This is a genomic window from Mycolicibacterium holsaticum DSM 44478 = JCM 12374 (assembly GCF_019645835.1).
In the GTDB taxonomy this organism is placed as follows: domain Bacteria; phylum Actinomycetota; class Actinomycetes; order Mycobacteriales; family Mycobacteriaceae; genus Mycobacterium; species Mycobacterium holsaticum.
On sequence record NZ_CP080998.1, the window covers coordinates 799,610 to 823,617 of the forward strand.

Sequence of the window (24,008 nt, forward strand, 5' to 3'; positions counted from 1 at the left end):
AGGCCTCAGGCAAACCCGCAACCCGGATCCGGTACCTCCGACGCCAGCGGGGTGCCCTCGGGTTGGATGTAGACCACCACCATGACCAGCGGTTCCGGGCCGAGATTGCGTCCGATGTGAGCGTGCTCGGGTCCGCTGGCCTCGCTGATCGACGCGCCCGGCGGATAGCTCCCGTCGGCAGTGCAGTTCGCCGCGTCGTGGGTGAGCGTGCCCTGCCGGATCATCCCGAATACCTGCCCGTGGTGGTAATGCCATCCGGTGCTGCCGCCGGGGGCGATGGTGATCTCGCGGATGACGTAGTCGACGCCGTCCTCGGTCGACTGGGACAGGGTCACCGCCTCGACGCCGACCGACGGGGTGGCCGTGGCAAGCGGAGCGGTACCGAACGTCACGGTGAGCGCGAGCGCGGACGTCAGCGCCGGGCGAAATGCTGTCATGAACGAGCAGATTGTCACGGCCGACGACTTTTTCCCGCGCCGACGCGCCAGGAGCTATCTGCGAAGGCGGTTACCGCACCGAGCGCCGCGACGGTAGCCTTGCTCTCGATGACCGAACGCGCCGAACCTGTCGGCATCTCCTACGCGTCTGCCGGAGTCGACATCGAAGCCGGGGACCGCGCCGTCGAACTACTCAAACCGCTGGCCAAAAAGGCCACCCGACCAGAGGTCCGGGGTGGAATCGGCGGTTTCGCCGGGCTGTTCGCGTTGCGCGGCGGCTACCGCGAACCGGTGCTGGCGTGCTCGACCGACGGGGTCGGCACCAAGCTCGCCGTCGCGCAAGCGATGGACAAGCACGACACCGTCGGCATCGACCTGGTCGCGATGGTGGTCGACGACCTCGTCGTGTGCGGCGCCGAACCGCTGTTCCTGCAGGACTACATCGCTGTCGGCCGCACCGTGCCCGAGCGGATCAGCGAGCTGGTCTCCGGGATCGCCAACGGCTGCGTGATCGCCGGCTGCGCGCTGCTCGGCGGTGAGACCGCCGAACATCCCGGGCTGATGGCGCCCGATCACTACGACGTCTCGGCCACCGGCGTCGGGGTGGTGGAGGCCGACGACGTGCTCGGCCCCGACCGCGTCAAGCCCGGCGACGTGATCATCGCGATGGCCTCGACCGGGCTGCACTCCAACGGCTACTCGCTGGCGCGCAAGGTGCTGTTGGAGATCGACCGGATGAACCTGGCCGGTCACGTCGAGGAGTTCGGCCGCACCCTCGGTGAGGAGTTGCTCGAGCCGACCCGCATCTACGCCAAGGACTGTCTGGCGCTCGCCGCGGAAACCCAGGTCCGAACGTTCTGCCACGTCACCGGTGGCGGGCTGGCGGGCAACCTGGAACGCGTGATCCCGCACGGCCTGGTGGCCGAAATCGACCGTGGCACTTGGACGCCCGCACCGGTGTTCGGGATGATCGCCCAGCGCGGCCGCATCGAGCGGTCCGAGATGGAGAAGACGTTCAACATGGGTGTCGGCATGGCCGCCATCGTCGCGCCGGAGGACACCGACCGCGCGCTGGCGATCCTGACCGCGCGCCACCTGACCTGCTGGACGCTAGGAACCATCAAGAAGGGTGGGAAGGACGCTCCCAGAGCCAAGCTGGTGGGGCGTCACCCGCGCTTTTAGCGGGCTAGGGCCGCCATTCGTCCTCGTCGACCCAATCGTCGCCGTTGAGGCTGTCGTCGTCGGGTGCTCCCGACAGCTCTCGCTGAAGCCGTTCGAAGTCGGTTTGTGGAGAGCTGTACTTGAGCTCACGAGCAACCTTGGTCTGCTTTGCCTTAGCCCGGCCGCGGCCCATGGGGGAACCCCCTTGCGCAATAACGGAGCGGCCCAATTCACAGGCGGCTCCGGTCTGAATGTCGTTTATCGTCCTGCCAACACTTTACCGTGCCTGGCTGCGGCGTGCTGGCAGGGTGTCATGCGGTCAGCGCCTGCCGCTGCGTAACTGCTCCACGGCGCGGCGGCCGGCGCCGACAGCGTCGGTGGCCGGCATCGAATCCGGGTCGATCGCGGCCGCGACCGCCGACTCCCCGCCGGTGACCAACTCGGTGTCGGCGGGCAGCCCACGTTTGAGCAGGGCGAGCGCGATCGGCCCCTCGTCGACGTGGTCGACGACCGTGCCGATGCGGCCGACCGTGCGTCCGCCGGCCAGCACCGGATCACCCGTCGCGGGCCGGTCCGAGGAGCCGTCGAGGTGCAACAACACCAGCATGCGGGGCGGTTTGCCCAGGTTGTGGACGCGTGCGACGGTTTCCTGACCGCGGTAGCAGCCCTTGTCCAGGTGCACCGCCGAACCGATCCAGCCGACCTCGTGCGGGATGGTCCGCTCGTCGGTGTCCACGCCGAGCCGGGGGCGATGCGCGGCCACCCGATGCGCCTCGTAGGCCCACACCCCGGCCGGATGCACGCCCGCGTCGACCAGGCGCCGGCGCCACGCGGCGGCGCTCTCCCGCGGCACCACGACGTCGACTTCCAGGTCCGGCCCGCGCAGCCTGCGCACGAAGCCGCCGTCGGCAAGCGCGACCGCGGTGGCTTCCGCCGGCAGCGAATCGATGCCAAGCGCGGCGAGCAGCGCCGGATCGGCCAGCCGCGGACCGAGCAGCGACAACACGGCGAGGTCGGCGGTTTCGATGCTGACGTCGGCCCAGAACACCATCTTGCGCAGATACGTCAGCAGCGGTTCGGCGCGCCCGGCCTCGGTGTCCAGATACGTGACGTCGCCGAGCTCGGTCTGAATCCAGTGATCTTCCACACGGCCCTGCCCGTCCAGGCTCAGGTTTTCGGTGACCGCGCCGTCCGGCGACTCGCTGACGTGCTGGGTGGACAGGTTGTGCAGCCAGGTCTTGCGGTCGGCGCCGGACAGCGTGAGCACGGCCCGGTGCGAGCGGTCGACGACGACGGCCTCGGTGGCCGCGGCGCGTTGCTCGCCGAGCGGATCGCCGTAGTGCCAGACGGCGCCGGCGTCGGGTCCGGCATCGGGTGCAGAAACGGCTGACATGTCGTCAACCTTACGGCGCTACGCTTCTTGGCCATGGCGAGCCAAAACGCCGTCGTCGTGACGCTCGACGGAGAACTGCACGACCCGGCCCAACCGCTGCTGTACGCCGACGATCTGGCCGCGGTGCGTGGCGACGGCATCTTCGAGACTCTGCTCGTGCGCGACGGCCGCCCGTGTCTGCTGGAGGCCCATCTGGCCCGCCTGGTCCATTCGGCGCACCTGTCCGATCTGCCCGCACCGGACCTGCCGCAGTGGCGGCATGCCGTGGGTATCGCGGTCGAACGCTGGCGCGCCTGGGGGGCCCAGGAGGGCGTGCTGCGGCTGGTCTACAGCCGGGGCCGGGAGAGCGGTTCGGCGCCCACCGGGTACGCGACGATCGGGGTGCTGCCCGCCCGGGTGGCCGCCGCGCGGGCGCACGGCGCGGCGGCGGTGATCCTGCCGCGCGGGTTGCCCGCGAAGGGCACCGCCGAGATGCCGTGGCTGCTGGCCGGGGCGAAGACGCTGTCCTACGCGGTGAACATGGCGGCGTTGCGGCACGCCGCACGGGGCGGCGCCGACGACGTGATCTTCGTCGGCTCCGACGGCTACCTGCTGGAGGGTCCGCGCTCGACGGTGGTGATCGCCACCGACACCGACGACGGTCTGGCCTTCTTCACGCCGCCGCCGTGGTTTCCGATTCTGCGCGGCACCACCCAGCAGGCGCTGTTCGAAGTGGCCCGTAACAAGGGCTACGACTGCGATTACCGGGCCCTGCGGCCGGCAGATCTGCTTACCGCGCAGGGGATTTGGTTGGTGTCGAGCATCACGCTGGCCGCGCGGGTGCACACCCTGGACGGCAAGGCGCTGGCGCCGTCGCCGTTGGCCGCCGAGTTCGCCGAGCTGATCGACGCCGCCATCGTCAGCGATCGCTGAGCGCGTAACCGGCGGAAAATCGCTTGTCGCCGCCGTGGTGCACGGGTACCTTCGCTCGTACACAGGGAAGGAGGTGGTCCGAGATTTTGAGTGACATATGGACGTGTGAGGTGGCTGCGAGCTAGCAGCGCCAGGGGAATGAGCTGAGGCTCTTCGCGCCCTGCGCGCGCTGGCGAATTCCCCGCAGTCACCCGGCCCCCGAGCCCCTTGGTCTTGTCCAACCAGGTACACGCGGCTCGGGGGCCGACCCATCTCTGGGCCCGGATCGGTAGGAAACCGTTGTCGCATCGAGCTTGGCTTGCGTCGCGCGCTGGGCGATGATGCGGCCATGCGCATCGCCTGGAAGCTCGGCGCGCTGCTCGCCGTGCTCGTCGCGCTCACCTCATGCGCCCCGATCGCCCGTGACGCCGCGCCGCGCGTTGAGGACTGCAGCGAAGACCAGTTGGCCACCCTGTACAAGGGCGTCTTCACCTTCGGCACCGACCAGCCGGTCTACCCGCCGTGGTACATCGGCGACAACCCGACCAACGGTGAAGGGTTCGAATCCGCGCTCGCGTACGCGGTCGCGGCCAGGATGGGCTACACCGGCGAGGACGTCCGCTGGGTGCGGGTGCCGTTCAGCGAAGCGCTCTCCAACGGCCCGAAGTCCTTTGACGCCAACCTTTCCCAGTTCTCCATCACCGACCAGCGCCGGGCCGTCGTCGACTTCTCGTCGCCCTACTTCGACGTCACCCAGGCCGTCGTGACGGTCAAATCCTCACCTGCGGCCCATGCGGCCAGCCTCGAAGACCTCAAGCCGCTCAAGCTGGGCGCGCAGGTGGGCACCACCAGCTACACCGCGGCCATGGCGATGCGCAGCGCCAATCCCGTCGAGGTGTACAACACCAACGGCGACGCGAAGTTGGCGCTGCGGGAAGGTGAGATCGACGCGTTGGTGGCCGATCTTCCGACCGCGTTCGCGGTGGCCGACGAGATCCGCGACGGCGTGATGGTCGGTCAGCTGCCGGCCACCACAGACGACGCCGAGCAGTTCGGGATCGTGCTCGACAAGGGCAGCCCGTTGACGCGCTGCGTGTCCTCGGTCATCGATGCGCTGCGCGCCGACGGCACGCTGGCCGCGCTGCAGACGACGTGGCTGACCGACGCGGGCAAGGCGCCGGTGCTGACCTGAGCGGGCTGTGCGCGCTATCCGGCGAAGCGCGACAGCCGGGCCGAAAGATGCGGCACCAGACCGCCGTCGGCGTCGACGCGTTCCTCGACGTAGCCGAGGTCGCCACCCTCGACGATGCCGTAGAGCCGTTTGGCGCCGCCGACGAGCACCCCGGACCTGCTGCGGGCCAGCGCGTCGGTCGCCATTTCCCACGATGACTGGGTGAGTGGACGGCCGTAGAACAACTCGATGTAGCCCGAGGAGTGCGCCAACAGCAGTTCGATGGCTTGGGACTCCGACGGGTCGGCCGGGTCGTTGACAAAGCGCCAGAAGCCCGATTCGCGCAACCACGGCCGCTCGTACTCGCCGGCCTCGGTCAGCCGCCAGGAGCGGGCCTCCCAGATCAGGTAGTCGCCGCCGCCGTGGGAGACCACGATCTGTTGGCCGAACCGGTAGTCGCCGCCGCTGTCGCGGCCTTCGCCTTCCCCGCGCCACACCCCGACGAGGGGCAGCAGCGCCAGCAGCGCATCGTCGAGGTCGGCGCCCTCACGCAGGTTGGCGGTGTCGCGTGGGCCGGGCAGGTCGGTGAAGGCCGGGATGTTGCGCGCCGCCGTGGCTTTGGCCCGCTCGGCGGCCGCCGCTACCGCGTCGTCGCCGGAGGTCACGACTCGTCGGTGACCAGCCGGTACAGCGTGTACAGCGCGAACCAGGTGATCACCACAACCGCTGCGACCAGCAGAATCTCGAAGAACAGCACCACGGCGTCGAGTCTAGTTGCCCGGTACCCCCGCTGGGCAGGGGCCACGGCCGAATGTAATCAGGGCAACTCGGACTGGTACTCCGGGCACAGCGTGTTCGTCGCGGCGTCGACGAAGATCCTGGCGAGGCTCTGGCTGCCGCCGATGTTGGCCGCGACGTCGGTGACCCGGTCGGAGTAGCTGTCGCCGGCCGACCAGCCCTGGCACACGCTGTGCCCGCCGCCGATGACGTTGTCGACCGCCGCGGGCGGGAACGACAGGCCGCCGTCGGCCAGCGCGTCGAGGAAATCATCGTCGGCGTCCGCGCCGGCCAGCGGCGCGGCGGCCAGGGCGAGCACGGCCACCGCGGCGGTGACGCCTGCGGCACGGGCAAATCTCATGAACGGTCCTCCCCCTCAGCCTGCGGTAGCGCAGGACTGATCCATGGTGGACCGCGACGGTGGCTCTTCGCAGCGGTTCGCCGAGAAGAGCGCGCCGTCGTCAGGCGACCTTGACGTCGACCTCGTGGATGCCCGCGCCCGACGGCGCGACGCTGGCGTCGCCGTTACCTGCCGGCGACAGCGCGCGCACCGTCCAGGTGCCGGGCGCGGCGAAGAACCGGAAGTCACCGGTGGCCGAGGCGACGACCTCGGCGGTGAACTCCTCGGAGGAGTCCAGCAGACGCACGAACGCGCCGCCGACCACCTGACCCGCGCCGTCCACGACGCGGCCGGTGATCACCGTTTCCTTCTCCAGGTCAACGCTGGCGGGCAACGTCAAACCTTGCTTCGGTGCAGAGCACATATCAACTTCCCAACTCGATCGGGGCCCCCACCAGGGAGCCGTATTCCGTCCAACTGCCGTCGTAGTTCTTCACGTTGCGGTGTCCGAGGAGTTCCTGCAGCACGAACCAGGTGTGCGACGAGCGCTCACCGATCCGGCAGTAGGCGATGGTCTCCTTCTCGCCGTCGAGGCCGGCTGCGGCGTACAGCTTGGCCAGGTCCTCGTCCGACTTGAACGTGCCGTCGTCGTTGGCGGCCTTGCTCCACGGCACGTTGATTGCACTCGGGATGTGCCCCGGCCGTTGGCTCTGTTCCTGCGGCAGGTGCGCCGGGGCCAGGATCTTGCCCGAGAACTCGTCGGGGGAGCGCACGTCGACGAGGTTCTTGGTGCCGATCGCGGCGATGACCTCGTCGCGGAACGCGCGGATGCTGTTGTCGGGGGCCTTGGCCGTGTAGCTGGTCGACGGCCGGTTCGGCGCATCCTTGACGAGCGGACGGCCGTCGAGCTCCCACTTCTTGCGGCCGCCGTCGAGCAGTTTGACGTCCTCGTGGCCGTACAGCTTGAAGTACCAGTACGCGTAGGCGGCGAACCAGTTGTTGTTGCCGCCGTAGAGGACCACGGTGTCGTCGTTGGCGATGCCGCGGTCGCTGAGCAGCTTGGAGAACTGCTGGGCGTCGACGAAGTCGCGGCGCACCTGGTCCTGCAGATCGGTCTTCCAGTCCAGCCGGACAGCGCCCTCGATGTGGCCGTCGTCGTAGGCGCTGGTGTCCTCGTCGACCTCGACCAACACGATGTTCGGTGTGTTCAGATTGCTCTGCACCCAGTCTGCGGTGACCAGGACGTCGGAGCGTGCCATGTATGAAATCCTTTCGGTTGCTTGGGCTTTGGACCCTTACACGGGTGAGGGAACGCGCGGGTTCCTACGGACCCGTGCGACGAGCGGATAGAGCTGACAGCCCAGGCAGATGCCGAAGGCCGCGTTGAGTAACGCCGCCACCAGCGCCAGGCCGGTGGCGATCAGGCCCAGCGCGGAGAGCCCGGTGGCGAACCCGACGGCGCCGGCCGCCGCGAACACCAGCCCGACCAGTTGCGCGAACTTCAGCGGCGGTACCGGTTCGCGCTCGGTGACCGGGCTCAGCCGCGGCGCGATCAGGCGTGCGAACACCCGACCGTAGGGGTGACGGCGCGGGCCGAACGCCGCGCCCACGGCGAACACCACGGCCTGCACGCCGAGCACCACCGCGGCGCCGAGCTGGCTGACCGTCGACACCAGCAGCGCGATCACCAGGACGGCGGTGGTCACCCATGCGGTGAACCTGGGTCCGCGCACGTCCACCTGGGTGACGGCGGGGCGGGTGTCGGTCGACATCGAGTCACACTCCTGTTGCGGTTGGGCCGGGCTGATTGCGAGCAAGCCGAAACGGCTGCCCCGAGCGAGCGCGCTAGATCGCGCAGCTGCGCTCAGCAGCTACAACAACAACAGCAAGAACCCGCGACGCGGCACAGATCGACTGCGCGGCGCTTGGTGAGCATCGGCTCACGGCGCATGGCGAGCTGAAGCTCGGTGCGGGCGGACACGCCGCACAGCTTACCCAATGACACGGTGCTCAGGCCAACAGCGGTGTCAGCGCCGAACGGAGGTCTCGCGCTGTGGGCACCCCCGACGTCCGGTAGCGCGGCCGCCCGTCGGCGTCGAAGATGATCGTCGTCGGAAGCGACAGCACCGAAAGCCGTTTGGCCGCTTCGGGATCGGCGTCCATGTCGATCTCGACGTGCGAAACCTGCGGCAGCTCCGCGCACACCTGCTCGACCACCCGTCGTACCCCCGCACACGGTCCGCACCACGGGGCGCTGAAGTGCAGCACCGTCGGCCCCGTTTCGGACAACCCGAGGCCGCTGGTATCGATGTTGGCGGCTTTCTCGCCCGCTTCGCGCAACTGCGTGCGCAACGCCAACAAGCGGCTGATCACATAGGCGATGCCGAAGGCGGCCACCAGCACGGTGACCACCAGCACCCAAGAAGAGCTCATGACAATCTGAACTCGTCGAGCGCGATCGTTACTCCCTCGGCGATGCCCTCGATGATGATGTCGGAGCCCCGCGCACCCTCGGCCGTCGGCGCCAGCCCGAACGGCAGCTTCTGGCCCGGCACCCGGGTGGAGAACGCGGCCAGCACCGCGGCCAGCTTGTCGTCGGGAACCTCCTGGTCGGCGGTCCCCGGGCCGGTCAGCACGCCGGTGGCCGTCATCACCAACGTGGTCTGGTCGGGACCGGCGATCGCGAGATCCACCGCGATGCTCACTTTTTCGGAATACCCGGCCTGGTCGGGAGTTCCGGTGAACACCAGCCCCTCGTTGCTGGAAATACCCGATTCGGTGGTGCCGCCGGTGGAGTCGTTGCTTTCCCGGGTCGGAGCCTCGACCAGCAGGTCGGTGATGCCCATGAACCTGCCGATGTGCGTGGAGTCGATGATGATGCGGCTCTCGGCCTTGCCGACCGGCAGTTTGGCGTCCGGTCCGATCAGCCACGACGCCTCGGTGAGGTCGATGTCGTGCAGGGTCGCCTCCAGCGATGCCTTGCCGACGACGGGGTGATCGACGCTTGCCGCGCGGATCTCGATCTCGTCGTAGCGCCGGTCGGCGGCCTGGGTGAGGAACGGGAACCCCAGAATCGCCGCGGACGGGTCGAAATGCAGGTCCGCGGCCGTGCGCACGCTTCTGGCCAGGCGGTATTCGGCGTAGATCGCGGCGCCGAAATCCACCCCGACCGCGCCGACGACGACGGCGGTCACGGTCGTCAGGACCCCGATCAGCAGCTTGCGCACCCGCACATTCTGGCCCACCGCGGTCGATCGACCCGTTCGGCGCGGCCAATCAGCAGGTGGCACGCTATCGTTAGGTGACTAACGGCCGGGTAACGGCCACATGACAGGCATGAATCTGGGAAGTCACCAGCGACACCGTTGTCACGGCGTGGTCCCCAATGGCTGCTGGAGGGCCAGTTGGATCTACTGCTCTTGACCGTCGACCCGCGACCAGAGTCGGTGCTGCCGTCGTTGGCGCTGCTGCCGCACAGCGTGCGCACCGCCCCGACCGAGGTCTCCTCACTGCTCGAGGCCGGCAGTGCGGACGTGGCCATCGTCGACGCGCGCACCGACCTGGCGGCCGCCCGCGGGCTGTGTCGTCTCCTTGGCAGCACCGGCACCACCGTTCCGGTGGTGGCCGTGGTGAACGAGGGCGGCCTGGTGGCCGTCAACGTCGAGTGGGGGCTCGACGAGATCCTGCTGCCGAGCACCGGACCCGCCGAGATCGACGCCCGGCTGCGGTTGTTGGTGGGCCGTCGCGGCGGCGTGGCCAACCAGGAGAACTCCGGCAAGATCACCCTCGGTGAGCTGGTGATCGACGAAGGCACCTACACCGCGCGGCTGCGCGGCCGGCCGCTCGACCTGACCTACAAAGAGTTCGAGCTGCTGAAGTATCTGGCCCAGCACGCCGGCCGGGTGTTCACCCGCGCGCAGCTGCTTCAGGAGGTGTGGGGTTATGACTTCTTCGGCGGCACCCGCACCGTCGACGTGCACGTGCGGCGGCTGCGCGCCAAGCTCGGCCCCGAATACGAGTCGCTGATCGGCACGGTCCGCAACGTCGGCTACAAGGCCGTGCGTCCGGCCCGCAGCCGTCAGCAGGCGGCACCGGCCGAGCTGTCCGACGACGTCGACGAGCCCCCGCACGAAGCCATGCCCGACTCCGTGCCCGACACGCTTGCCGACCCGCTGCGAAGTCAGTGACCGAACTGCAGTGGCGCGCTGATCTCTCCGCGCAGGACCAGCAGCGGATTCGCGAGCTGATCGACGCGGCCACCGCCGTCGACGGGGTGGCCCCGGTGGGGGATCAGGTGCTGCGCGAGCTGCCGCGCGATCAGACCCGACATCTCGTCGCCGTCGAGGACGGCGCCATCGTGGGCTACCTCAACCTGGTGCCGGAACCGGCCATGGCCGAGCTCGTCGTACATCCGCTAGCCCGGCGCCGCGGTATCGGAGCCGAGATGGTGCGCGCCGGACTCGCCGAAGGGGGTGCGGGAACACGTATCTGGGCGCACGGCAACCTGGCGCCCGCGCGCGCCACCGCCGCCGCGCTCGGGCTGACGGTGGTGCGTGAACTGCTGCAGATGCGCCGGCCGCTGACCGACTTGCCGCCCGTCACGATCCCCGACGATGTGCGCATCGCCACCTACTCCGGCCCCGACGACGACGCCGAATTGCTGCGGGTGAACAACGCCGCCTTCGTCTGGCATCCCGAACAGGGCGGGTGGACCGAATCCGACATCGCCGAGCGCCGCGCCGAACCGTGGTTCGACCCCGCCGGGTTGTTCCTGGCCTTCGACGACCAGACCGGCGCGCTGCTCGGCTTCCATTGGACGAAGGTCCATGCCGCGCCCCGCGGCGAAGTGCACGACGCCGATCTCGGCGAGGTCTACGTCGTCGGCGTCGACCCCGCCGCCCAGGGCCGCGGGCTCGGCGGCGTGCTCACCCTGATCGGCCTGCATCACCTTGCCGAACGACTGTCGGACAGCTCACAACCGACGGTGATGCTCTATGTCGAAGCAGATAACTCCGCGGCGGTAACGACCTACCAGAAGTTGGGGTTCGAGATCGTCGCCGTCGACGCCGCCTACGCGGCCAACCAGTGACTGGCCGCACCTGTTTACCGTCCGTTCACCTTCCATCTGCGCGATATCCACCACGGCCGCATACGTTGCCGGAGGACTCAATGTCGTCGACCGAAAGTGGGATTCGTGAAGTTCGTGTACACCGGCGTGTCGCTGGGCAAAATTCTGTCGGCGACGGCGATCGCCGCGCTGACGCTGTCGGGGTGCGGCACCGACGACAACACCGGAACGCTGCAGCCCGGCACGACGGGCACCGGCGGCGCGTCGGCGCAGTGCGACGGCAAGAACCAGATCACGGGCGAGGGCTCCACCGCACAGCAGAACGCCGTCGCGGTGTTCAACCAGGTGTGGGGTCAGATGTGCGCGGGCAAGAACATGTCCTACAACCCGACCGGGTCGGGCGCCGGGCGACAGCAGTTCATCGCGGGCCAGGTCGACTTCGCAGGCACCGACTCCCCGCTGTCCGCAGAGCAGGTCCAGCCGGCCGCCCAGCGGTGCGGCGGAAACCCGGCCTGGCACCTGCCGCTGGTCTTCGGGCCGGTCGCGATGGCCTACCACCTCGACGGCGTCGACAACCTGGTGCTCAATGCGGATCTGCTGGCCAAGATCTTCCAGGGGCAGATCACCAACTGGAACGATCCGGCGATCGCCGCGGTCAACGGCGCATCCACGCTGCCCGACGCCCCGATCACGCCGATCTACCGGTCGGATTCGTCGGGCACCACCGACAACTTCCAGAAGTATCTGACCGCCGCCGCGCCGCAGAGTTGGACCAAGGGGGCGGGCAGCGAGTTCCAGGGCGGCGCCGGGGAGGGCGCCCAGAAGTCCGCGGGCGTCGTGCAGGCCGTCCAGGCCACCCCGGGAGCGATCGGCTACGTGGAGAAGGGCTTCGCCCAACAGGCCGACCTACCGTTCGCGGCCATCGACAGCGGGGCGGGCGCGGTCGAATTGACCGATGACACAACGGGTAAGGCGATCGACGCCGCCCAGTTCCTCTCGGAGGGCAACGACCTGGTGCTGGACCTGAACTCGCTGTACGGCACCAAGGAGCCCGGCGCCTACCCGCTGGTGCTCGCCACCTACAACGTCGTCTGCTCGGCCGGCTACGACGCCAGCACCTCGGCTGCGGTCAAGTCCTTCCTCACCGCGGCGGCATCCGAGCAGGGCCAGGCCGGTCTGCCCGCCGCAGGCTACGTTCCGCTGCCCGACCGGTTCAAGGAGCGGTTGCTGACCGCCGTGGGCGCAATACAGTAGTCGGGCTGCGACCGATACTGGAGCGGCGAGGATGGACACCAAATCGATGAGTGATGGGGTCGATGTGACAACGCCGAATCCGTCGGACGCAGGTTCCGGCGAGGCGATGGCTCAACCGTTCGGCGAACCGCAACCCATCTCCATCGATCCGTCGCGCAATGCGAAGGTGCGGCTGGGGGACCGGGTGTTCCGCGGGCTTGCCGAGGGCGCCGGGGGCTTCATCGTCGTGCTCATCGCGGCGATCGGGTTCTTCCTGCTGTGGCGCGCGATACCGGCGCTGGCCCGCAACGAGGAGAACTTCTTCCTCTACGGCGGCAACTGGATCACCACCGACACGTCGGCCATGCACTTCGGCGTGCTGGACCTGCTGCAGGTGACCGTGTTCGTGTCGGTGTTCGCGCTGGTGCTGGCGATGCCCGTGGCCCTGGGGATCGCGATCTTCTTGACGCAATATTCGCCGCGGCGGGTGGCCGGTCCGCTGGCCTACATGGTGGACCTGCTGGCCGCGGTACCGTCGATCATCTACGGCGTCTGGGGCCTGTACGTGCTGGCGCCGGTGATCGCGCCGGTCGCGAAGTGGCTCAACACCAACCTCGGCTGGCTGTTCTTGTTCAAGACCGGTACGGCCTCGGTGGTCGGCGGCGGGACGATCTTCACGGCGGGCATCGTGCTCGCGGTGATGATCCTGCCCATCATCACCGCGGTCACCCGCGAGGTGTTCGTCCAGACACCGCGCGGCCAGATCGAGGCCGCGCTGGCGCTCGGCGCCACCCGCTGGGAGGTGGTGCGCACCACGGTGCTGCCGTTCGGCATGTCGGGCTACATCAGCGGGGGCATGCTCGGGCTGGGTCGGGCGCTGGGTGAGACGATCGCGCTGCTGATCATCCTGCGCGGCACCCAGCAGGCGTTCGGCTGGTCACTGTTCGACGGCGGTTTCACCTTCGCCAGCCTGATCGCCTCCGCCGCTTCGGAATTCAACGACCAGTTCAAGGCCGGCGCCTACATCTCCGCCGGTTTGGTCCTGTTCGTGCTGACGTTCGTGGTGAACTCGCTGGCCCGCGCTGCGGTCGCAGGAAAAGGTGCCAAATGACAGCCCAACCGACCATGACGTTCGATCGGCCGGTCAAAGCCACCACGTTCCAGGGTGTGAGCCTGCGCCGGAAAGTCACCAACCACTTTGCGACGGTGTTGGTCACGCTGTCGGTGGTGGTCGCGCTGATCCCGCTGCTGTGGGTGCTCTACTCGGTGGTCGTCAAGGGTTTCGGCGTCATCACCGACACCGCGTGGTGGTGGCATTCGCAGGCCGGCATGACGGCCTTCATGGCCGGCGGCGGCGCGTACCACGCGATCGTGGGCACCCTGCTGCAGGGCCTGGTGTGTGCGGTGATCTCGATCCCGATCGGTATCTTCGTCGCCATCTATCTGGTCGAGTACGGCGGCGGCACGCGAATGGGCAAGCTCACCACGTTCATGGTCGACATCCTCACCGGCGTCCCGTCGATCGTGGCGGCCCTGTTCATCTACGCGCTGTGGGTCGCCACGCTCGGATTCGAGCGGTCGGGCCTCGCAGTTTCGCTTTCCCTTGTGCTGCTGATGATTCCGGTCATCGTGCGCGCCACCGAGGAGATGTTGCGCATCGTGCCGATGGACCTTCGGGAGGCCAGCTACGCGTTGGGTGTGCCGAAGTGGAAAACCATTGTGCGCATTGTCGTTCCGACGGCGTTGTCAGGCATCGTCACCGGCATCATGCTGGCGCTGGCGCGGGTGATGGGCGAGACCGCGCCGCTGCTGATCCTCGTCGGCTACAGCCAGGCCATCAACTTCGACATGTTCAGCGGCTTCATGGGGTCGTTGCCGGGCATGATGTACGACCAGACGTCGGCGGGAGCAGGCGCGAACCCGGTGCCCACCGACCGGCTCTGGGGTGCCGCCCTGACGCTGATCCTGTTGATCGCCGTCCTCAACGTGGGAGCGCGGCTGCTGGCAAAGCTGTTCGCGCCCAAGAAGGTTTAGGAGCTTTTCATGGCCAAGCGGTTGGACCTCAAAGACGTCAACATCTACTACGGCGCCTTCCACGCCGTCGCCGACGTGTCGCTGGCCGTGCCGCCGCGTAACGTGACGGCCTTCATCGGCCCGTCTGGCTGTGGCAAGTCCACGGTGCTGCGCACGCTGAACCGGATGCACGAGGTGATCCCCGGTGCCCGCGTCGAGGGCTCGGTGCTGCTCGACGGTGAGGACATCTACGGTGCAGGTATCGATCCGGTCGGGGTGCGCAAGACCATCGGCATGGTGTTCCAGCGGCCGAACCCGTTTCCCACCATGTCGATTCGTGACAACGTGGTGGCAGGACTCAAGCTGCAGGGCGTGCGCAACAAGAAGACGCTCGACGAGGTCGCCGAACGTTCGCTGCGGGGCGCGAACCTGTGGACCGAGGTGAAGGACCGGCTCGACAAGCCCGGCGGTGGGCTGTCGGGTGGTCAGCAGCAGCGGCTGTGCATCGCGCGTGCCATCGCCGTGCAACCCGACGTGCTGCTGATGGACGAACCGTGCTCGGCGCTGGATCCGATCTCCACGCTGGCGATCGAGGAGTTGATCGCCACGCTGAAGCAGGAATTCACCATCGTCATCGTCACGCACAACATGCAGCAGGCCGCCCGGGTGAGCGATCAGACCGCGTTCTTCAACCTCGAGGCCACCGGTAAACCGGGCCGGCTCATCGAGATCGACGACACCGAGAAAATCTTCTCCAACCCGAGCAAGAAGGCCACCGAGGACTACATCTCCGGGCGGTTCGGGTAAACCGCGCAATTTCGCCGTCTTCGCGACTGTGCGATTTCATCCGCAACACGCCGCGCACGGCGGATGAAACCGCACACTCGGAGCGGTACTTCGGCTCAGCGGGACGCCGGAAGGCCTTCCTCGTCAGGGTGTTTGCCGGTGACCTGGAAGATGACCCGGCGGGCCACCTCGACCGCGTGGTCGGCGAAGCGCTCGTAGAACCGGCCGAGTAGCGTCACGTCGACAGCGGCGGCCACACCGTGCTTCCACTCACGATCCATCAGCACCGTGAACAGATGCCGGTGCAGATCGTCCATCGCATCGTCTTCTTCTTGGATCCTGGCGGCTTTCTCCGGATCGCGGGTGATCAGCACCTCCTGGGCGCTGTTGCCCAATTCGACTGCGACGCGGCCCATCTCGGCGAAATAGCCGTTGACCTCTTCGGGCAGCGCGTGCTGGGGGTGGCGGCGGCGCGCGATCTTGGCCACGTGCAGGGCCAGCGCCCCCATCCGGTCGACGTCGGCGACGATCTGGATGGAGCCGACGATGGCCCGCAGATCACCCGCGACCGGCGCCTGCAACGCCAGCAGCACGAACGCCGCTTCTTCTGCGCGCGCGCTCATCGCGGCGATCTGCTCGTGGTCGGTGATCACCTGTTCGGCCAGCACCAGATCGGCCTGCAGCAGGGCCTGGGTCGCGCGTTCCATCGCAGCGCCTGCCAGCCCGCATATTTCGCCGAGTAGCGCCGTCAAGTCTTCGAGTTGCTCGTGGTACGCGGTACGCATGCGGCCAGCCTACGGTCTCTTCACCCCCGGCGTCACGACGCGAGCGGTGAACGCCAGGTGAATCCCACCTGGCAAAACGCTGTCGGGTGCGACTACTCGCAGGTGGTGTCGGCGGCGTTGGTCACGGCCAGGTCGTCGGGCAGTGCGGTGGGCGTGCTGTTGGTGCCGCGTACCACGTGGACCTGCACGGTCGATCCGCTGGGCGACGGCGGGTTCACCGAGGAGAAGTCGCTGCCCAGCACCACCTGCACGGTGTCGCCCTTGCCCGTCACCCGCTCGATGGTCGGGTTGGGGAACGCCGAGGCCACCGTCGCAGCGGCCTCCTCGTTGCCGGGGGAGAAGAACACCGTCGTCTCGTCCAGCGGACCGGGATAGTCGTTGGGCGTGGTGACGTTGAAGCCGTGGGTCTGCAGTGCGCTGGCCGCGCTGGCCGCCAGACCGTCCTGGCCGGTGGAATTCGACACCTGCACGGTGATGTCCTGCGGGTTGGTGGTGACCGCGTCGACCAGCTCGCTGGAGTCGGTGGGCCCGTGGCTCTGGTTCATCGCGTCGGCGTCGGTCGACGCCTCCGGTGTACCCGGCACGGGCGTGTTGTCGGAGTTGCGTTCTTCGGGCAGCGGGTCGTCGTTGATGATCGCATCGAAGATCGCGCGGGTGTCCTCCTCGCGCAGGTGCTCGTTACCCCACTCGTCCATATATCCGGTGGTGGGCACGGTCAAGAACGTGATCCGGCCCGCGGCGATGCCCTGGATCGACTGGCCGAGGGTGACGAGGTCCTTGGTGTCCATGTTGTCGACGTAGCTGTCGTTGATGAACATGTTGACCACGTTGTTGAGTTTGGACAGCGAGAAGAACACTTCCTTGGAGATCAGCGAGCGCAGCAGCGAGGACAGGAACCGCTGTTGGCGTTTGATGCGCCCGTAGTCACCGTTGTTTTCGGTGGTGATCTGGCGGGCGCGCACGTACTGCAGCGCGGTTTGGCCGTCGATGATCTGACGGCCGGCACGCGGCAACACCGTGCCGACCTCGTAGTCCTCCAGCGGGGTGGTGCTGCACACCTCAACGCCGCCCAGCGCGTCGACCATCTTGGAGAAACCGGCGAAATCGACTGCCATGAAACGGTTTATGGAAAGCCCGGAAATCTTCTGGATGACCTTCACCAGGCATTTGGGCCCGCCGACGGCGTAGGCGGAGTTCAGCTTGTACTCGGTGTAGACCTCGTCGGCTCCGTACATCGGCGAGTCCGGGTCGGTGATCGGCCCGTATTCGCGGGTGCGTGGATCCCACGGTTCGCACTTCATCGGTTCGATCTCGAGGTCACGGGGAAACGACACCCCGACGACGCGTTCGCGGTTGGCGGGGATGTTCACCAGCATGACGGTGTCCGACCGGGCGCCCGCCGCGTCCTCGGTGGTGCCCGCGCCCATGTCGCTGTTCTCCCCGATGCGGCTGTCGACCCCCACGATCAGGAAGTTCTCGTCGCCGAACTGCGCGTTGGGGTCGAGGATGTCGCGGGAGTCCGGATCCAGCGCCGAGATCCGGTTGAGCATGTTGTTCTTGGAGGTCTGCCACTGCCACGCGCCGCCGGTGAGGACCAGGGCCAGCACCGCCATCAGCGCGGCGGCCGCCCGGCCCGCCACCATCGTGGAACGCAGGCCACGGTGTCGCTTCGGTCGATCGGGACCGACGCTGCCGCGCCGGGCGACCACGTGCGTCGGCGGCACCCGCGCAGGCCGGCGAACCGCGGCCAGATCCGGCAACTCCGATGCACCCAGCGCGGGAATGATCTCGGTGTCGTGCTCGTCGTCGGGGTCGGATACCGCCTCGATGACCTCGGTGGGTGGGGCTGGCTGGTCGGGCTGGGCCCGGTGGCGGCGCAGCGCCTCAGGGACGGCGGTATCGCCCTTGACGCGGGCGATCAGGTCGGCGACGGTGACGCCGTCGGTGTGGCTGCCGGTGTCCTCGGGATCGGCGCGCCGCGCGCGGCGGCTGCGTTCCCACGGCGCGGCGGGTGGCGATGGGTGCGAACTTCGGGTAAGCCAATGGTTGGCGTCGGCTGTCGGGTCCGGCTCCGACGGATCCTGCGGGCCAGGAGTGGCGTTATCGCCGTCACTCATGATCCCACCGGCCTCCGACCCTTAGTCGTCGCACTTCGTTGCGCATGAACGTCCGCAGCGCCGCATGCCGTCTCACAGCACTGCGTGGCTCCGAGCGGAGCCCATACCGAACAAGATCCATATCGTACTGAGACATCCTGAGAGTTGTGATGTCAGAGTCGTCTCAGTATCGAGACGACTTCGAGACGCCGTCAGCCCCCCGAGTGCATGACCTCGGCACCGGCAGGCACCGTGCAGTCGTCGGGATCGGCCAGCCAGCCCTCGGGCAACGCTACGGATGCCGATGAGCCCTGACGGCCGCGGGGCCCCTGCGCCGCGTCGGGGAACGGCACCGTCGCGTCCAGTTGACCCAGCAGGTCTTCGAGCTCGGCGACGGTCTTGACCAGCGCCAACGCCCGCCGCAACTCGGCGCCGGCGGGAAAACCGTGCAGATACCAGGCGATGTGTTTGCGCATGTCACGCATGCCTTTGTCCTCGCCGAAATGGGCGGCCAGCAGTTGGCCGTGGCGCAGCACGATCTCGGCGACCTCACCGAGCGTCGGCGCGACGGGCAGCGGTCGCCCGCCAAAGGCTGCCGACAACTCCGCGAACAGCCACGGCCGGCCCAGGCAACCGCGGCCGATGACCACCCCGTCGCATCCGGTGGCCGCCATCATCGCCAGGGCGTCGTCGGCTTCGAAGATGTCGCCGTTGCCCAGCACCGGAATGCCGGTGACGTGGGCTTTGAGCGCCGCGATGTGTTCCCAGTTCGCTTTTCCGGAGTACCGCTGGGCCGCGGTGCGGGCGTGCAGCGCGACGGCGGCCGCACCTTCCTCGGCGGCGATGCGCCCGGCGTCGAGGAAAGTGTGATGTTCGTCATCGATGCCGACGCGGAACTTCACGGTGACCGGGATGTCGGTGTTGTCCGTCGCGCTCACCGCGGCGCGGACGATCTGGCCGAACAGCCGGCGTTTGTACGGCAGCGCGGCACCTCCGCCGCGCCGCGTCACCTTGGGCACCGGGCAGCCGAAGTTCATGTCGATGTGGTCGGCCAGCCCCTCGTCGACGATCATCTTGGCCGCGGCGTAGGTGTGCTGCGGATCCACCGAGTACAACTGCAGCGACCGCGGCGACTCGTCGGGGCCGAAGGTGACCATGTGCATGGTGGCCGGGTGACGCTCGACAAGCGCCCGCGTGGTGACCATCTCGCACACGTACAGCCCGCTGACGGTGCCGGCCCTGGCCAGCTCCAGTTCGCGGCACAGGGTGCGGAACGCGACGTTGGTCACCCCGGCCATCGGGGCCAGGACGACGGGGCTGGGCAATGCGATCGGGCCGATCCGCAGCTGCGCGCGCGTCTCGACCACCGGCGCCATGACGCCCGTCACGTAGAGCTGGAGGCGAGCACCTTCTTGGCGGCCAGCTTCTCGGCCTTACGAGCCTCGCGCTCGAGTCGACGCTGCTTGGATTCCTCGAACTTCTGGGAGGCCTCGTCGAGCTCTTCGACCAGCTTGCCGAGGTCGTCGCGCATCCGTGCGGCCTCGCCGGTGAAGTCCTCGCGCTCGAAGATGCGCCACTTCTTGAGCACCGGCATGACCACGTCGTCGAGGTGAATGCGCGGGTCATAGACGCCGCCGACGGCGATGATCACGGCCTTGCGGCGGAACTCGGGAACGGTGTATCCGGGCATCTTGAAGTTGCGCAGCACCCGGTGCAGCGAGTGCATCGCCTGGTCGGGCGCGATATCGAAGCCCGCTTCTGAGACGTCGCGGTAGAAGATCATGTGCAGGTTCTCATCGGCTGAGACCCGCGCCAGCAGCTGGTCGGCGACGGTTTCGTTACACGCCTTGCCGGTGTTGCGGTGCGATACGCGGGTGGCCAGCTCCTGGAACGTGACGTAGATGACCGAGTCGAACAGGCTCTCGGCGAACAGGTCGCCCTGCTGGTTCTGGCCGGGGGAGAAGCCCCGGGTCACCTGTTCGAGGCGCAGCTGCTCGAGTTGCACCGGATCGATCGAGCGGGTGACGACCAGATAGTCGCGAAGGGCGATGCCGTGGCGGTTCTCCTCGGCGGTCCAGCGGTTGACCCACTGGCCCCAGGCGCCGTCCATGCCGAAGTTCATCGCGATCTCGCGGTGATAGGAGGGCAGGTTGTCCTCGGTCAGCAGGTTCTGCACCATGGCGACCTGGGCGACCTCGGAAAGCTTCGACTCCTCGGGGTGCCAGTCCTGGCCGCCGAGGGCGTAATAGTTCTTGCCGTCTGACCACGGGATGTAGTCGTGCGGGTTCCAGTCCTTGCGCATCGACAGATGCCGGTTGAGGTTCTTCTCCACCACAGGCTCAAGTTCACGCAGCAGGTGGAGGTCCGTCAGGTTCTCGTGCATACCGCCTCCAGTTATCTGTACCTGTTAGTAGCACTCAGAGTATCTGTGTACCCCGGTGACATTCAAGTCACGCCACGCACTTGTCACATCTGCATCACGAGGCTCATTTTCAGGCGGTACGATGCCTCCTAATTGTGCGGCGAGCAAATCGTTGGGCTCGCACTCAGCACACGCGACGACGCGGAGGTTCGCCCGGTAGTGAAGATGGTCAGGATTGTCGCGAGCGCGGTCGCCGCAGCGACGGTGGCCGGCAGCGCCCTGTTCGCCGGGGCGCCCACCGCAGAGGCTGCTCCCGATGTGGTTAACCGCACCTACCAGGACGCCAAGCGGATCATCCAGCGCTCAGGCGGCAAAGCCGTGGTGGCGACGCGGACGGGTACCACCCTGGCCGAGTCGAAGTGCTTGGTCACCAACGCGTGGGATGCGGCGGTCCGCCGCCCCAACCGGCGCGGCAGGCCGGTGAAAAACAAAGAAGTACATGTGGCGCTGAACTGCAACGGTGCACTGGCGGAACCCGGCTCCCCAGGAAACTCGGCCGCCAGCCCCGCCGGGCGCGCAGCAAAGCAGGAGCAGGAACGCAAGGCGGCCAAGGCCGCCAAGGACAGGGCCGCAAGGCAAGCGGCCGCTGCCGCCGCGCAGCAAGGGCAATAACCCCGCCCGGTCCACGTAACTGCTGATAGACGGGCTGCTCGAGTGGCGGCCCTGGTCTGCGCGCCATACGCTTTCCATATATCACTCCGGCGGTTTTTCGCTCGGATATATGGAGGTCAGCAGACGTGAAGAAGTTCGTAATTCTCGGGTCCGGGCCCGTGTTCGCGGCCGCGGTCGGCGGTGCAGTGTTGATGGGCGCCGGTGTCGCCAGCGCCGACGATGACCCTGACGTGGTGGGCAAGAAGTACTCCGATGCCACGAAGGAAATCAAGAGCAGCGGCGGCACCGCCGTGGTTGCCTCCAGGGTGGGTGACCGGCTCTCGCAGTCCAGCTGCATCGTCACCAACGCTTGGGATGCATCGTTCCTGCGCAACGGTCGTACCGACAAGAGCGAGGTGATGGTGTCGTTGAACTGCAACGGCGACTACGCAACGGCGACGAATCCCGGCGCCTCGATCCAGAATCCGCTCGGCAGGGAGGCCAAGTCTGCGGATGAAGCAAAGGCGCAGAAGGAAGAGTTCAACGAGCTTTCCGTGCCGTCGACGCCCGGCGGCTAGCTTCTGATCGTTACGTCGCCGCGACGGAATTCACACCGACGTCATCCGGGCGTTCTACCGAGTTCATCTCGCCCGGCGAGTGTGGCGGGTATGAGGTCGAGGACGAAACGTGTGTTGCGTGTCGCCGCCGCAGCCGTCGCGGCGGGGGCGCTCGTGCTACTCGGAACACCCACGGCGGCAGCCGATTACGTCGGACAGAAATTCGCTGACGCGTCCGATGCGATGGGTGAGAGCGGTCTGAATCCGATCATTGCCACGCGGGTCGGTGACAAGTTGGCGCAGGACGAGTGCATTGTCACCGGCGCGTGGGCGCCGTCGTTCCTTCGCGGAGTCGGAGATGGCTTCGAGCATTCCGACGGCGAGATGATGGTGTCGTTGAACTGCTCGGGTGCCTACGCATCGGAGACGAATCCCGGTGCGTCGGTACAGCATCCGCTGGGGCGGGCAGCCAAGTCCGAAGCTGAGAAGCAAGCGGCCGATCAGGAGGAAAAAGAACTCGCCGCGGTCGTCACGCCCGACGAGTAGCGGTCAGTAGGTCGGCACCCGGCCGAGCAGCATGCCGACGCAGTAATCGATGAACTGGTCGCGGGTGGCGGTCAGCCGACCGTCCAGGTACGCGGTGAAAAGCGCGGTGAGCGCGCCGATCAGGCCGGTGGCCACCATGGTCGCCAGTGCGGGTTCGGTGATGCGGGTGAGCTTCTGCTGCAGCAGCTCGATGAAGTTGGGCATCCACTCCGCGCCGGAGTGCACCAGCACCGGTTCCACCTCCGGCGCCAGCAGCAGCACGCGGCCGCCTGTGGGGTCGTCGACCATCAACTCGACGAAGCGCTCGACGGCCTCGCGGGGCGTCTCGGCCGTCGTCAACGTGGACATCGCCCGTGCGCACACGTCGTCGTAGACCGCGCGGACGAACTCGTCACGGTCGGCGAAGCTCTCGTAGAAGTAGCGCTCGGTCAGGCCGGCGGCCCGGCACACCGCGCGCACGGTGAGCGCGGGCCCGTCCTCGCTGCCCAGCAGCGCCACCCCGGCGGAGACGAGTTCGTCGCGGCGCAGCGCCTGGCGGTCCTGCAGCGGAACGCCGGACCATCGACCGCGTCGTTGACCCGAAGCCACATCCCTCCTAAGCTCGGTGATGACAACGCCTGTAGTCAGAAATTTACCCTCTGGCTGGATGGGAAGCTCATCAGTGACTCAACATACGTCCGATCTATGCCCGGTGTCCTGGGGGCACCACCCGCCCGCAGGGCAGGAGGACGAATCATCCGAGCTGGCGGCCGGCTGCCCGGTGACCAGCGGGGGATACGACGCCTTACCGGAGCCGCTCGGCCCCGACTCGCTGACCTGGAAGTACTTCGGGCAGTGGACCGGCATGCTGCAAGGTCCCTGGGCCGGTTCGATGCAGAACATGCACCCGCAACTGGGCGCGGCCGTGCAGCAGCACTCGATCTTCTTTCTGGAGCGCATGCCCCGGCTGTTCCGGTCGGTCTATCCGATCGGCGGCGTTGTCTTCGACGGTGATCGCGCGCCGCGTACCGGAGCACAGGTGCGCGACTACCACATCGGCATCAAGGGCGTCGACGACCAGGGCCGCCGCTACAGCGCGCTCAACCCCGACGTCTTCTACTGGGCCCATGCGACGTTCTTCAAGTCGACGCTGCTGGCCGCCGAATGGCTCGGCGGCGGGCTCACCGAAGCCCAGAAGCGCCAGCTGTTCGACGAGCACGTCGCGTGGTACCGGATGTACGGGATGAGCATGCGCCCGGTCCCGGCGACCTGGGAGGAGTTCCAGGAGTACTGGGACCACATGTGTTCCAACGTCCTGGAAAACAACTGGGCGGCAAGGGAAGTCATGGATCTTTCCACGATGCCCAAGCATCCCTCGCTGGAATGGGTGCCGGATTGGGCATGGCGGCTCAATTTGAAGGTCATGCAACGGGTCCTGACCTTCTTCGCCGTGGGGCTGTATGACCCGCCGGTGCGCGAGTTGATGGGCTACAACTGGTCACCGCGCCAAGCGTGGCTGCACCGGCAGTTCGGCAACATGGTCTACCGGATCACCAAACTGCTGCCCAAGCGCGTGATGATGCACCCGCGGAAACGGTCGGCGTGGGACCGCGCCCACGGGCGGCTACCGGCGGATGCGCCGCTGGTAGAGACCCCGGCGCGCAACTTGCCGCCGCTGGAATACCGCGACAACCCGCACTACTACAGCCCCAAGGTCTGATCCGCAGAGGTTTGTATTGGGCCCTTGCGGGCTAGCTTTACC

The 24,008-nt window shown here is 67.6% G+C and carries 29 protein-coding genes; 13 read left to right on the plus strand and 16 right to left on the minus strand.

Going from position 1 to position 24,008, the window contains the following annotated elements; translation table 11 throughout:
- Nucleotides 1-5: 5 nt before the first annotated feature.
- Nucleotides 6-437, minus strand: a complete 432-nt coding sequence (locus K3U96_RS03955) for a cupin domain-containing protein (RefSeq protein WP_220692143.1) — start codon at nucleotides 435-437, stop codon at nucleotides 6-8.
- A gap of 108 nt (nucleotides 438-545) precedes the next feature.
- Between K3U96_RS03955 and purM the strand changes: the two genes are divergently transcribed.
- Entirely contained in the window at nucleotides 546-1,619 is a 1,074-nt protein-coding gene (gene purM / locus K3U96_RS03960) for a phosphoribosylformylglycinamidine cyclo-ligase (RefSeq protein WP_069405821.1), read from the plus strand.
- Nucleotides 1,620-1,623: 4 nt separating this feature from the next.
- Here the strand turns inward: purM and K3U96_RS03965 are convergent, their stop codons facing one another.
- Nucleotides 1,624-1,791, minus strand: coding sequence for a DUF3073 domain-containing protein (locus K3U96_RS03965; RefSeq protein ID WP_084223278.1), 168 nt, complete (start codon nucleotides 1,789-1,791; stop codon nucleotides 1,624-1,626).
- A gap of 126 nt (nucleotides 1,792-1,917) precedes the next feature.
- Nucleotides 1,918-2,991, minus strand: a complete 1,074-nt coding sequence (gene ygfZ, locus K3U96_RS03970) for a CAF17-like 4Fe-4S cluster assembly/insertion protein YgfZ (RefSeq protein WP_220692144.1) — start codon at nucleotides 2,989-2,991, stop codon at nucleotides 1,918-1,920.
- A gap of 33 nt (nucleotides 2,992-3,024) precedes the next feature.
- Between ygfZ and K3U96_RS03975 the strand changes: the two genes are divergently transcribed.
- Nucleotides 3,025-3,903 (plus strand): aminodeoxychorismate lyase, encoded by an 879-nt coding sequence (locus tag K3U96_RS03975; protein ID WP_220692145.1) that lies wholly within the window; start codon nucleotides 3,025-3,027, stop codon nucleotides 3,901-3,903.
- Nucleotides 3,904-4,231: 328 nt separating this feature from the next.
- Nucleotides 4,232-5,074 carry an ABC transporter substrate-binding protein gene (locus tag K3U96_RS03980; RefSeq protein WP_069405827.1) on the plus strand — a complete coding sequence of 281 codons (843 nt, stop codon included), beginning with the start codon at nucleotides 4,232-4,234 and terminating at the stop codon, nucleotides 5,072-5,074.
- 14 nt (nucleotides 5,075-5,088) lie between these two features.
- Here K3U96_RS03980 and K3U96_RS03985 read toward each other — a convergent pair whose 3' ends face one another.
- From K3U96_RS03985 to lmeA, 8 genes are all read right to left on the minus strand, one after another.
- Nucleotides 5,089-5,718, minus strand: coding sequence for a heme-binding beta-barrel domain-containing protein (locus tag K3U96_RS03985; protein ID WP_069405818.1), 630 nt, complete (start codon nucleotides 5,716-5,718; stop codon nucleotides 5,089-5,091).
- A gap of 152 nt (nucleotides 5,719-5,870) precedes the next feature.
- Nucleotides 5,871-6,191: a DUF732 domain-containing protein gene (locus K3U96_RS03990; RefSeq protein ID WP_084223276.1), complete on the minus strand. Its 321-nt coding sequence runs from the start codon at nucleotides 6,189-6,191 to the stop codon at nucleotides 5,871-5,873.
- Nucleotides 6,192-6,291: 100 nt separating this feature from the next.
- Nucleotides 6,292-6,594, minus strand: coding sequence for a DUF1416 domain-containing protein (locus K3U96_RS03995; protein WP_069405816.1), 303 nt, complete (start codon nucleotides 6,592-6,594; stop codon nucleotides 6,292-6,294).
- Between the two features lies 1 nt (nucleotide 6,595).
- Nucleotides 6,596-7,429 (minus strand): sulfurtransferase, encoded by an 834-nt coding sequence (locus tag K3U96_RS04000; protein WP_069405815.1) that lies wholly within the window; start codon nucleotides 7,427-7,429, stop codon nucleotides 6,596-6,598.
- A gap of 36 nt (nucleotides 7,430-7,465) precedes the next feature.
- Nucleotides 7,466-7,942, minus strand: coding sequence for a DUF4395 domain-containing protein (locus tag K3U96_RS04005; protein ID WP_220692146.1), 477 nt, complete (start codon nucleotides 7,940-7,942; stop codon nucleotides 7,466-7,468).
- Nucleotides 7,943-8,034: 92 nt separating this feature from the next.
- Nucleotides 8,035-8,121 carry an Ms5788A family Cys-rich leader peptide gene (locus tag K3U96_RS27130; protein ID WP_350355538.1) on the minus strand — a complete coding sequence of 29 codons (87 nt, stop codon included), beginning with the start codon at nucleotides 8,119-8,121 and terminating at the stop codon, nucleotides 8,035-8,037.
- Between the two features lie 59 nt (nucleotides 8,122-8,180).
- On the minus strand, nucleotides 8,181-8,603 hold the full coding sequence (locus tag K3U96_RS04010) for a thioredoxin family protein (protein ID WP_069405814.1): 423 nt from the start codon (nucleotides 8,601-8,603) through the stop codon (nucleotides 8,181-8,183).
- Nucleotides 8,600-9,415, minus strand: coding sequence for a mannan chain length control protein LmeA (gene lmeA / locus K3U96_RS04015; RefSeq protein ID WP_220692147.1), 816 nt, complete (start codon nucleotides 9,413-9,415; stop codon nucleotides 8,600-8,602). Before lmeA ends, K3U96_RS04010 begins: the two co-directional genes overlap by 4 nt.
- A gap of 159 nt (nucleotides 9,416-9,574) precedes the next feature.
- Here lmeA and K3U96_RS04020 point away from each other — a divergent pair, with 159 nt between their 5' ends.
- From K3U96_RS04020 to pstB, 6 genes are all read left to right on the plus strand, one after another.
- Nucleotides 9,575-10,357: a winged helix-turn-helix transcriptional regulator gene (locus K3U96_RS04020; protein ID WP_069405812.1), complete on the plus strand. Its 783-nt coding sequence runs from the start codon at nucleotides 9,575-9,577 to the stop codon at nucleotides 10,355-10,357.
- Entirely contained in the window at nucleotides 10,354-11,259 is a 906-nt protein-coding gene (gene mshD, locus K3U96_RS04025) for a mycothiol synthase (protein WP_220692148.1), read from the plus strand. The genes K3U96_RS04020 and mshD overlap by 4 nt, the downstream gene beginning before the upstream one ends.
- Nucleotides 11,260-11,364: 105 nt before the next feature.
- A complete protein-coding gene (pstS, locus tag K3U96_RS04030) occupies nucleotides 11,365-12,492 on the plus strand; it encodes a phosphate ABC transporter substrate-binding protein PstS (RefSeq protein ID WP_220692149.1) in 1,128 nt (375 codons plus the stop codon).
- Between the two features lie 46 nt (nucleotides 12,493-12,538).
- A complete protein-coding gene (gene pstC, locus K3U96_RS04035) occupies nucleotides 12,539-13,582 on the plus strand; it encodes a phosphate ABC transporter permease subunit PstC (protein ID WP_220692150.1) in 1,044 nt (347 codons plus the stop codon).
- Complete coding sequence (gene pstA, locus K3U96_RS04040) at nucleotides 13,579-14,505, plus strand: phosphate ABC transporter permease PstA (protein WP_069405809.1); 927 nt, start codon at nucleotides 13,579-13,581, stop codon at nucleotides 14,503-14,505. Before pstC ends, pstA begins: the two co-directional genes overlap by 4 nt.
- Before the next feature lie 9 nt (nucleotides 14,506-14,514).
- On the plus strand, nucleotides 14,515-15,291 hold the full coding sequence (pstB, locus tag K3U96_RS04045; RefSeq protein WP_220692151.1) for a phosphate ABC transporter ATP-binding protein PstB: 777 nt from the start codon (nucleotides 14,515-14,517) through the stop codon (nucleotides 15,289-15,291).
- 95 nt (nucleotides 15,292-15,386) lie between these two features.
- Here pstB and phoU read toward each other — a convergent pair whose 3' ends face one another.
- From phoU to K3U96_RS04065, 4 genes are all read right to left on the minus strand, one after another.
- Complete coding sequence (phoU, locus tag K3U96_RS04050; protein ID WP_069405807.1) at nucleotides 15,387-16,055, minus strand: phosphate signaling complex protein PhoU; 669 nt, start codon at nucleotides 16,053-16,055, stop codon at nucleotides 15,387-15,389.
- A gap of 92 nt (nucleotides 16,056-16,147) precedes the next feature.
- Nucleotides 16,148-18,172 carry an LCP family protein gene (locus K3U96_RS04055; protein ID WP_220692152.1) on the minus strand — a complete coding sequence of 675 codons (2,025 nt, stop codon included), beginning with the start codon at nucleotides 18,170-18,172 and terminating at the stop codon, nucleotides 16,148-16,150.
- Between the two features lie 191 nt (nucleotides 18,173-18,363).
- Nucleotides 18,364-19,497: a tRNA dihydrouridine synthase DusB gene (gene dusB, locus K3U96_RS04060; RefSeq protein ID WP_220693387.1), complete on the minus strand. Its 1,134-nt coding sequence runs from the start codon at nucleotides 19,495-19,497 to the stop codon at nucleotides 18,364-18,366.
- A 38-nt stretch (nucleotides 19,498-19,535) separates the two neighbouring features.
- Nucleotides 19,536-20,534, minus strand: coding sequence for an acyl-ACP desaturase (locus tag K3U96_RS04065; RefSeq protein WP_069405805.1), 999 nt, complete (start codon nucleotides 20,532-20,534; stop codon nucleotides 19,536-19,538).
- A 204-nt stretch (nucleotides 20,535-20,738) separates the two neighbouring features.
- Here K3U96_RS04065 and K3U96_RS04070 point away from each other — a divergent pair, with 204 nt between their 5' ends.
- From K3U96_RS04070 to K3U96_RS04080, 3 genes are all read left to right on the plus strand, one after another.
- Nucleotides 20,739-21,185 carry a hypothetical protein gene (locus tag K3U96_RS04070; protein WP_069405823.1) on the plus strand — a complete coding sequence of 149 codons (447 nt, stop codon included), beginning with the start codon at nucleotides 20,739-20,741 and terminating at the stop codon, nucleotides 21,183-21,185.
- 158 nt (nucleotides 21,186-21,343) lie between these two features.
- On the plus strand, nucleotides 21,344-21,742 hold the full coding sequence (locus K3U96_RS04075) for a hypothetical protein (protein WP_230982359.1): 399 nt from the start codon (nucleotides 21,344-21,346) through the stop codon (nucleotides 21,740-21,742).
- A 114-nt stretch (nucleotides 21,743-21,856) separates the two neighbouring features.
- On the plus strand, nucleotides 21,857-22,267 hold the full coding sequence (locus K3U96_RS04080; RefSeq protein ID WP_230982360.1) for a hypothetical protein: 411 nt from the start codon (nucleotides 21,857-21,859) through the stop codon (nucleotides 22,265-22,267).
- A 3-nt stretch (nucleotides 22,268-22,270) separates the two neighbouring features.
- Here the strand turns inward: K3U96_RS04080 and K3U96_RS04085 are convergent, their stop codons facing one another.
- The gene (locus tag K3U96_RS04085) at nucleotides 22,271-22,855 is read right to left on the minus strand and encodes a TetR/AcrR family transcriptional regulator (protein ID WP_069405802.1); all 585 of its coding nucleotides are present in this window, start codon (nucleotides 22,853-22,855) and stop codon (nucleotides 22,271-22,273) included.
- Between the two features lie 73 nt (nucleotides 22,856-22,928).
- Here K3U96_RS04085 and K3U96_RS04090 point away from each other — a divergent pair, with 73 nt between their 5' ends.
- Nucleotides 22,929-23,966, plus strand: a complete 1,038-nt coding sequence (locus tag K3U96_RS04090; protein ID WP_230982461.1) for an oxygenase MpaB family protein — start codon at nucleotides 22,929-22,931, stop codon at nucleotides 23,964-23,966.
- Nucleotides 23,967-24,008 lie beyond the last annotated feature (42 nt).

What these genes read in the sequence shown, in the direction of transcription:
- K3U96_RS03955 (WP_220692143.1), bottom strand. Translation starts at nt 437, where the DNA reads ATGACAGCATTTCGCCCGGCGCTGACGTCCGCGCTCGCGCTCACCGTG.
- purM (WP_069405821.1), top strand. Translation starts at nt 546, where the DNA reads ATGACCGAACGCGCCGAACCTGTCGGCATCTCCTACGCGTCTGCCGGA.
- K3U96_RS03965 (WP_084223278.1), bottom strand. Translation starts at nt 1,791, where the DNA reads ATGGGCCGCGGCCGGGCTAAGGCAAAGCAGACCAAGGTTGCTCGTGAG.
- ygfZ (WP_220692144.1), bottom strand. Translation starts at nt 2,991, where the DNA reads ATGTCAGCCGTTTCTGCACCCGATGCCGGACCCGACGCCGGCGCCGTC.
- K3U96_RS03975 (WP_220692145.1), top strand. Translation starts at nt 3,025, where the DNA reads ATGGCGAGCCAAAACGCCGTCGTCGTGACGCTCGACGGAGAACTGCAC.
- K3U96_RS03980 (WP_069405827.1), top strand. Translation starts at nt 4,232, where the DNA reads ATGCGCATCGCCTGGAAGCTCGGCGCGCTGCTCGCCGTGCTCGTCGCG.
- K3U96_RS03990 (WP_084223276.1), bottom strand. Translation starts at nt 6,191, where the DNA reads ATGAGATTTGCCCGTGCCGCAGGCGTCACCGCCGCGGTGGCCGTGCTC.
- K3U96_RS03995 (WP_069405816.1), bottom strand. Translation starts at nt 6,594, where the DNA reads ATGTGCTCTGCACCGAAGCAAGGTTTGACGTTGCCCGCCAGCGTTGAC.
- K3U96_RS04000 (WP_069405815.1), bottom strand. Translation starts at nt 7,429, where the DNA reads ATGGCACGCTCCGACGTCCTGGTCACCGCAGACTGGGTGCAGAGCAAT.
- K3U96_RS04005 (WP_220692146.1), bottom strand. Translation starts at nt 7,942, where the DNA reads ATGTCGACCGACACCCGCCCCGCCGTCACCCAGGTGGACGTGCGCGGA.
- K3U96_RS27130 (WP_350355538.1), bottom strand. Translation starts at nt 8,121, where the DNA reads ATGCGCCGTGAGCCGATGCTCACCAAGCGCCGCGCAGTCGATCTGTGC.
- K3U96_RS04010 (WP_069405814.1), bottom strand. Translation starts at nt 8,603, where the DNA reads ATGAGCTCTTCTTGGGTGCTGGTGGTCACCGTGCTGGTGGCCGCCTTC.
- pstC (WP_220692150.1), top strand. Translation starts at nt 12,539, where the DNA reads ATGAGTGATGGGGTCGATGTGACAACGCCGAATCCGTCGGACGCAGGT.
- pstA (WP_069405809.1), top strand. Translation starts at nt 13,579, where the DNA reads ATGACAGCCCAACCGACCATGACGTTCGATCGGCCGGTCAAAGCCACC.
- pstB (WP_220692151.1), top strand. Translation starts at nt 14,515, where the DNA reads ATGGCCAAGCGGTTGGACCTCAAAGACGTCAACATCTACTACGGCGCC.
- phoU (WP_069405807.1), bottom strand. Translation starts at nt 16,055, where the DNA reads ATGCGTACCGCGTACCACGAGCAACTCGAAGACTTGACGGCGCTACTC.
- K3U96_RS04055 (WP_220692152.1), bottom strand. Translation starts at nt 18,172, where the DNA reads ATGAGTGACGGCGATAACGCCACTCCTGGCCCGCAGGATCCGTCGGAG.
- K3U96_RS04065 (WP_069405805.1), bottom strand. Translation starts at nt 20,534, where the DNA reads ATGCACGAGAACCTGACGGACCTCCACCTGCTGCGTGAACTTGAGCCT.
- K3U96_RS04070 (WP_069405823.1), top strand. Translation starts at nt 20,739, where the DNA reads ATGGTCAGGATTGTCGCGAGCGCGGTCGCCGCAGCGACGGTGGCCGGC.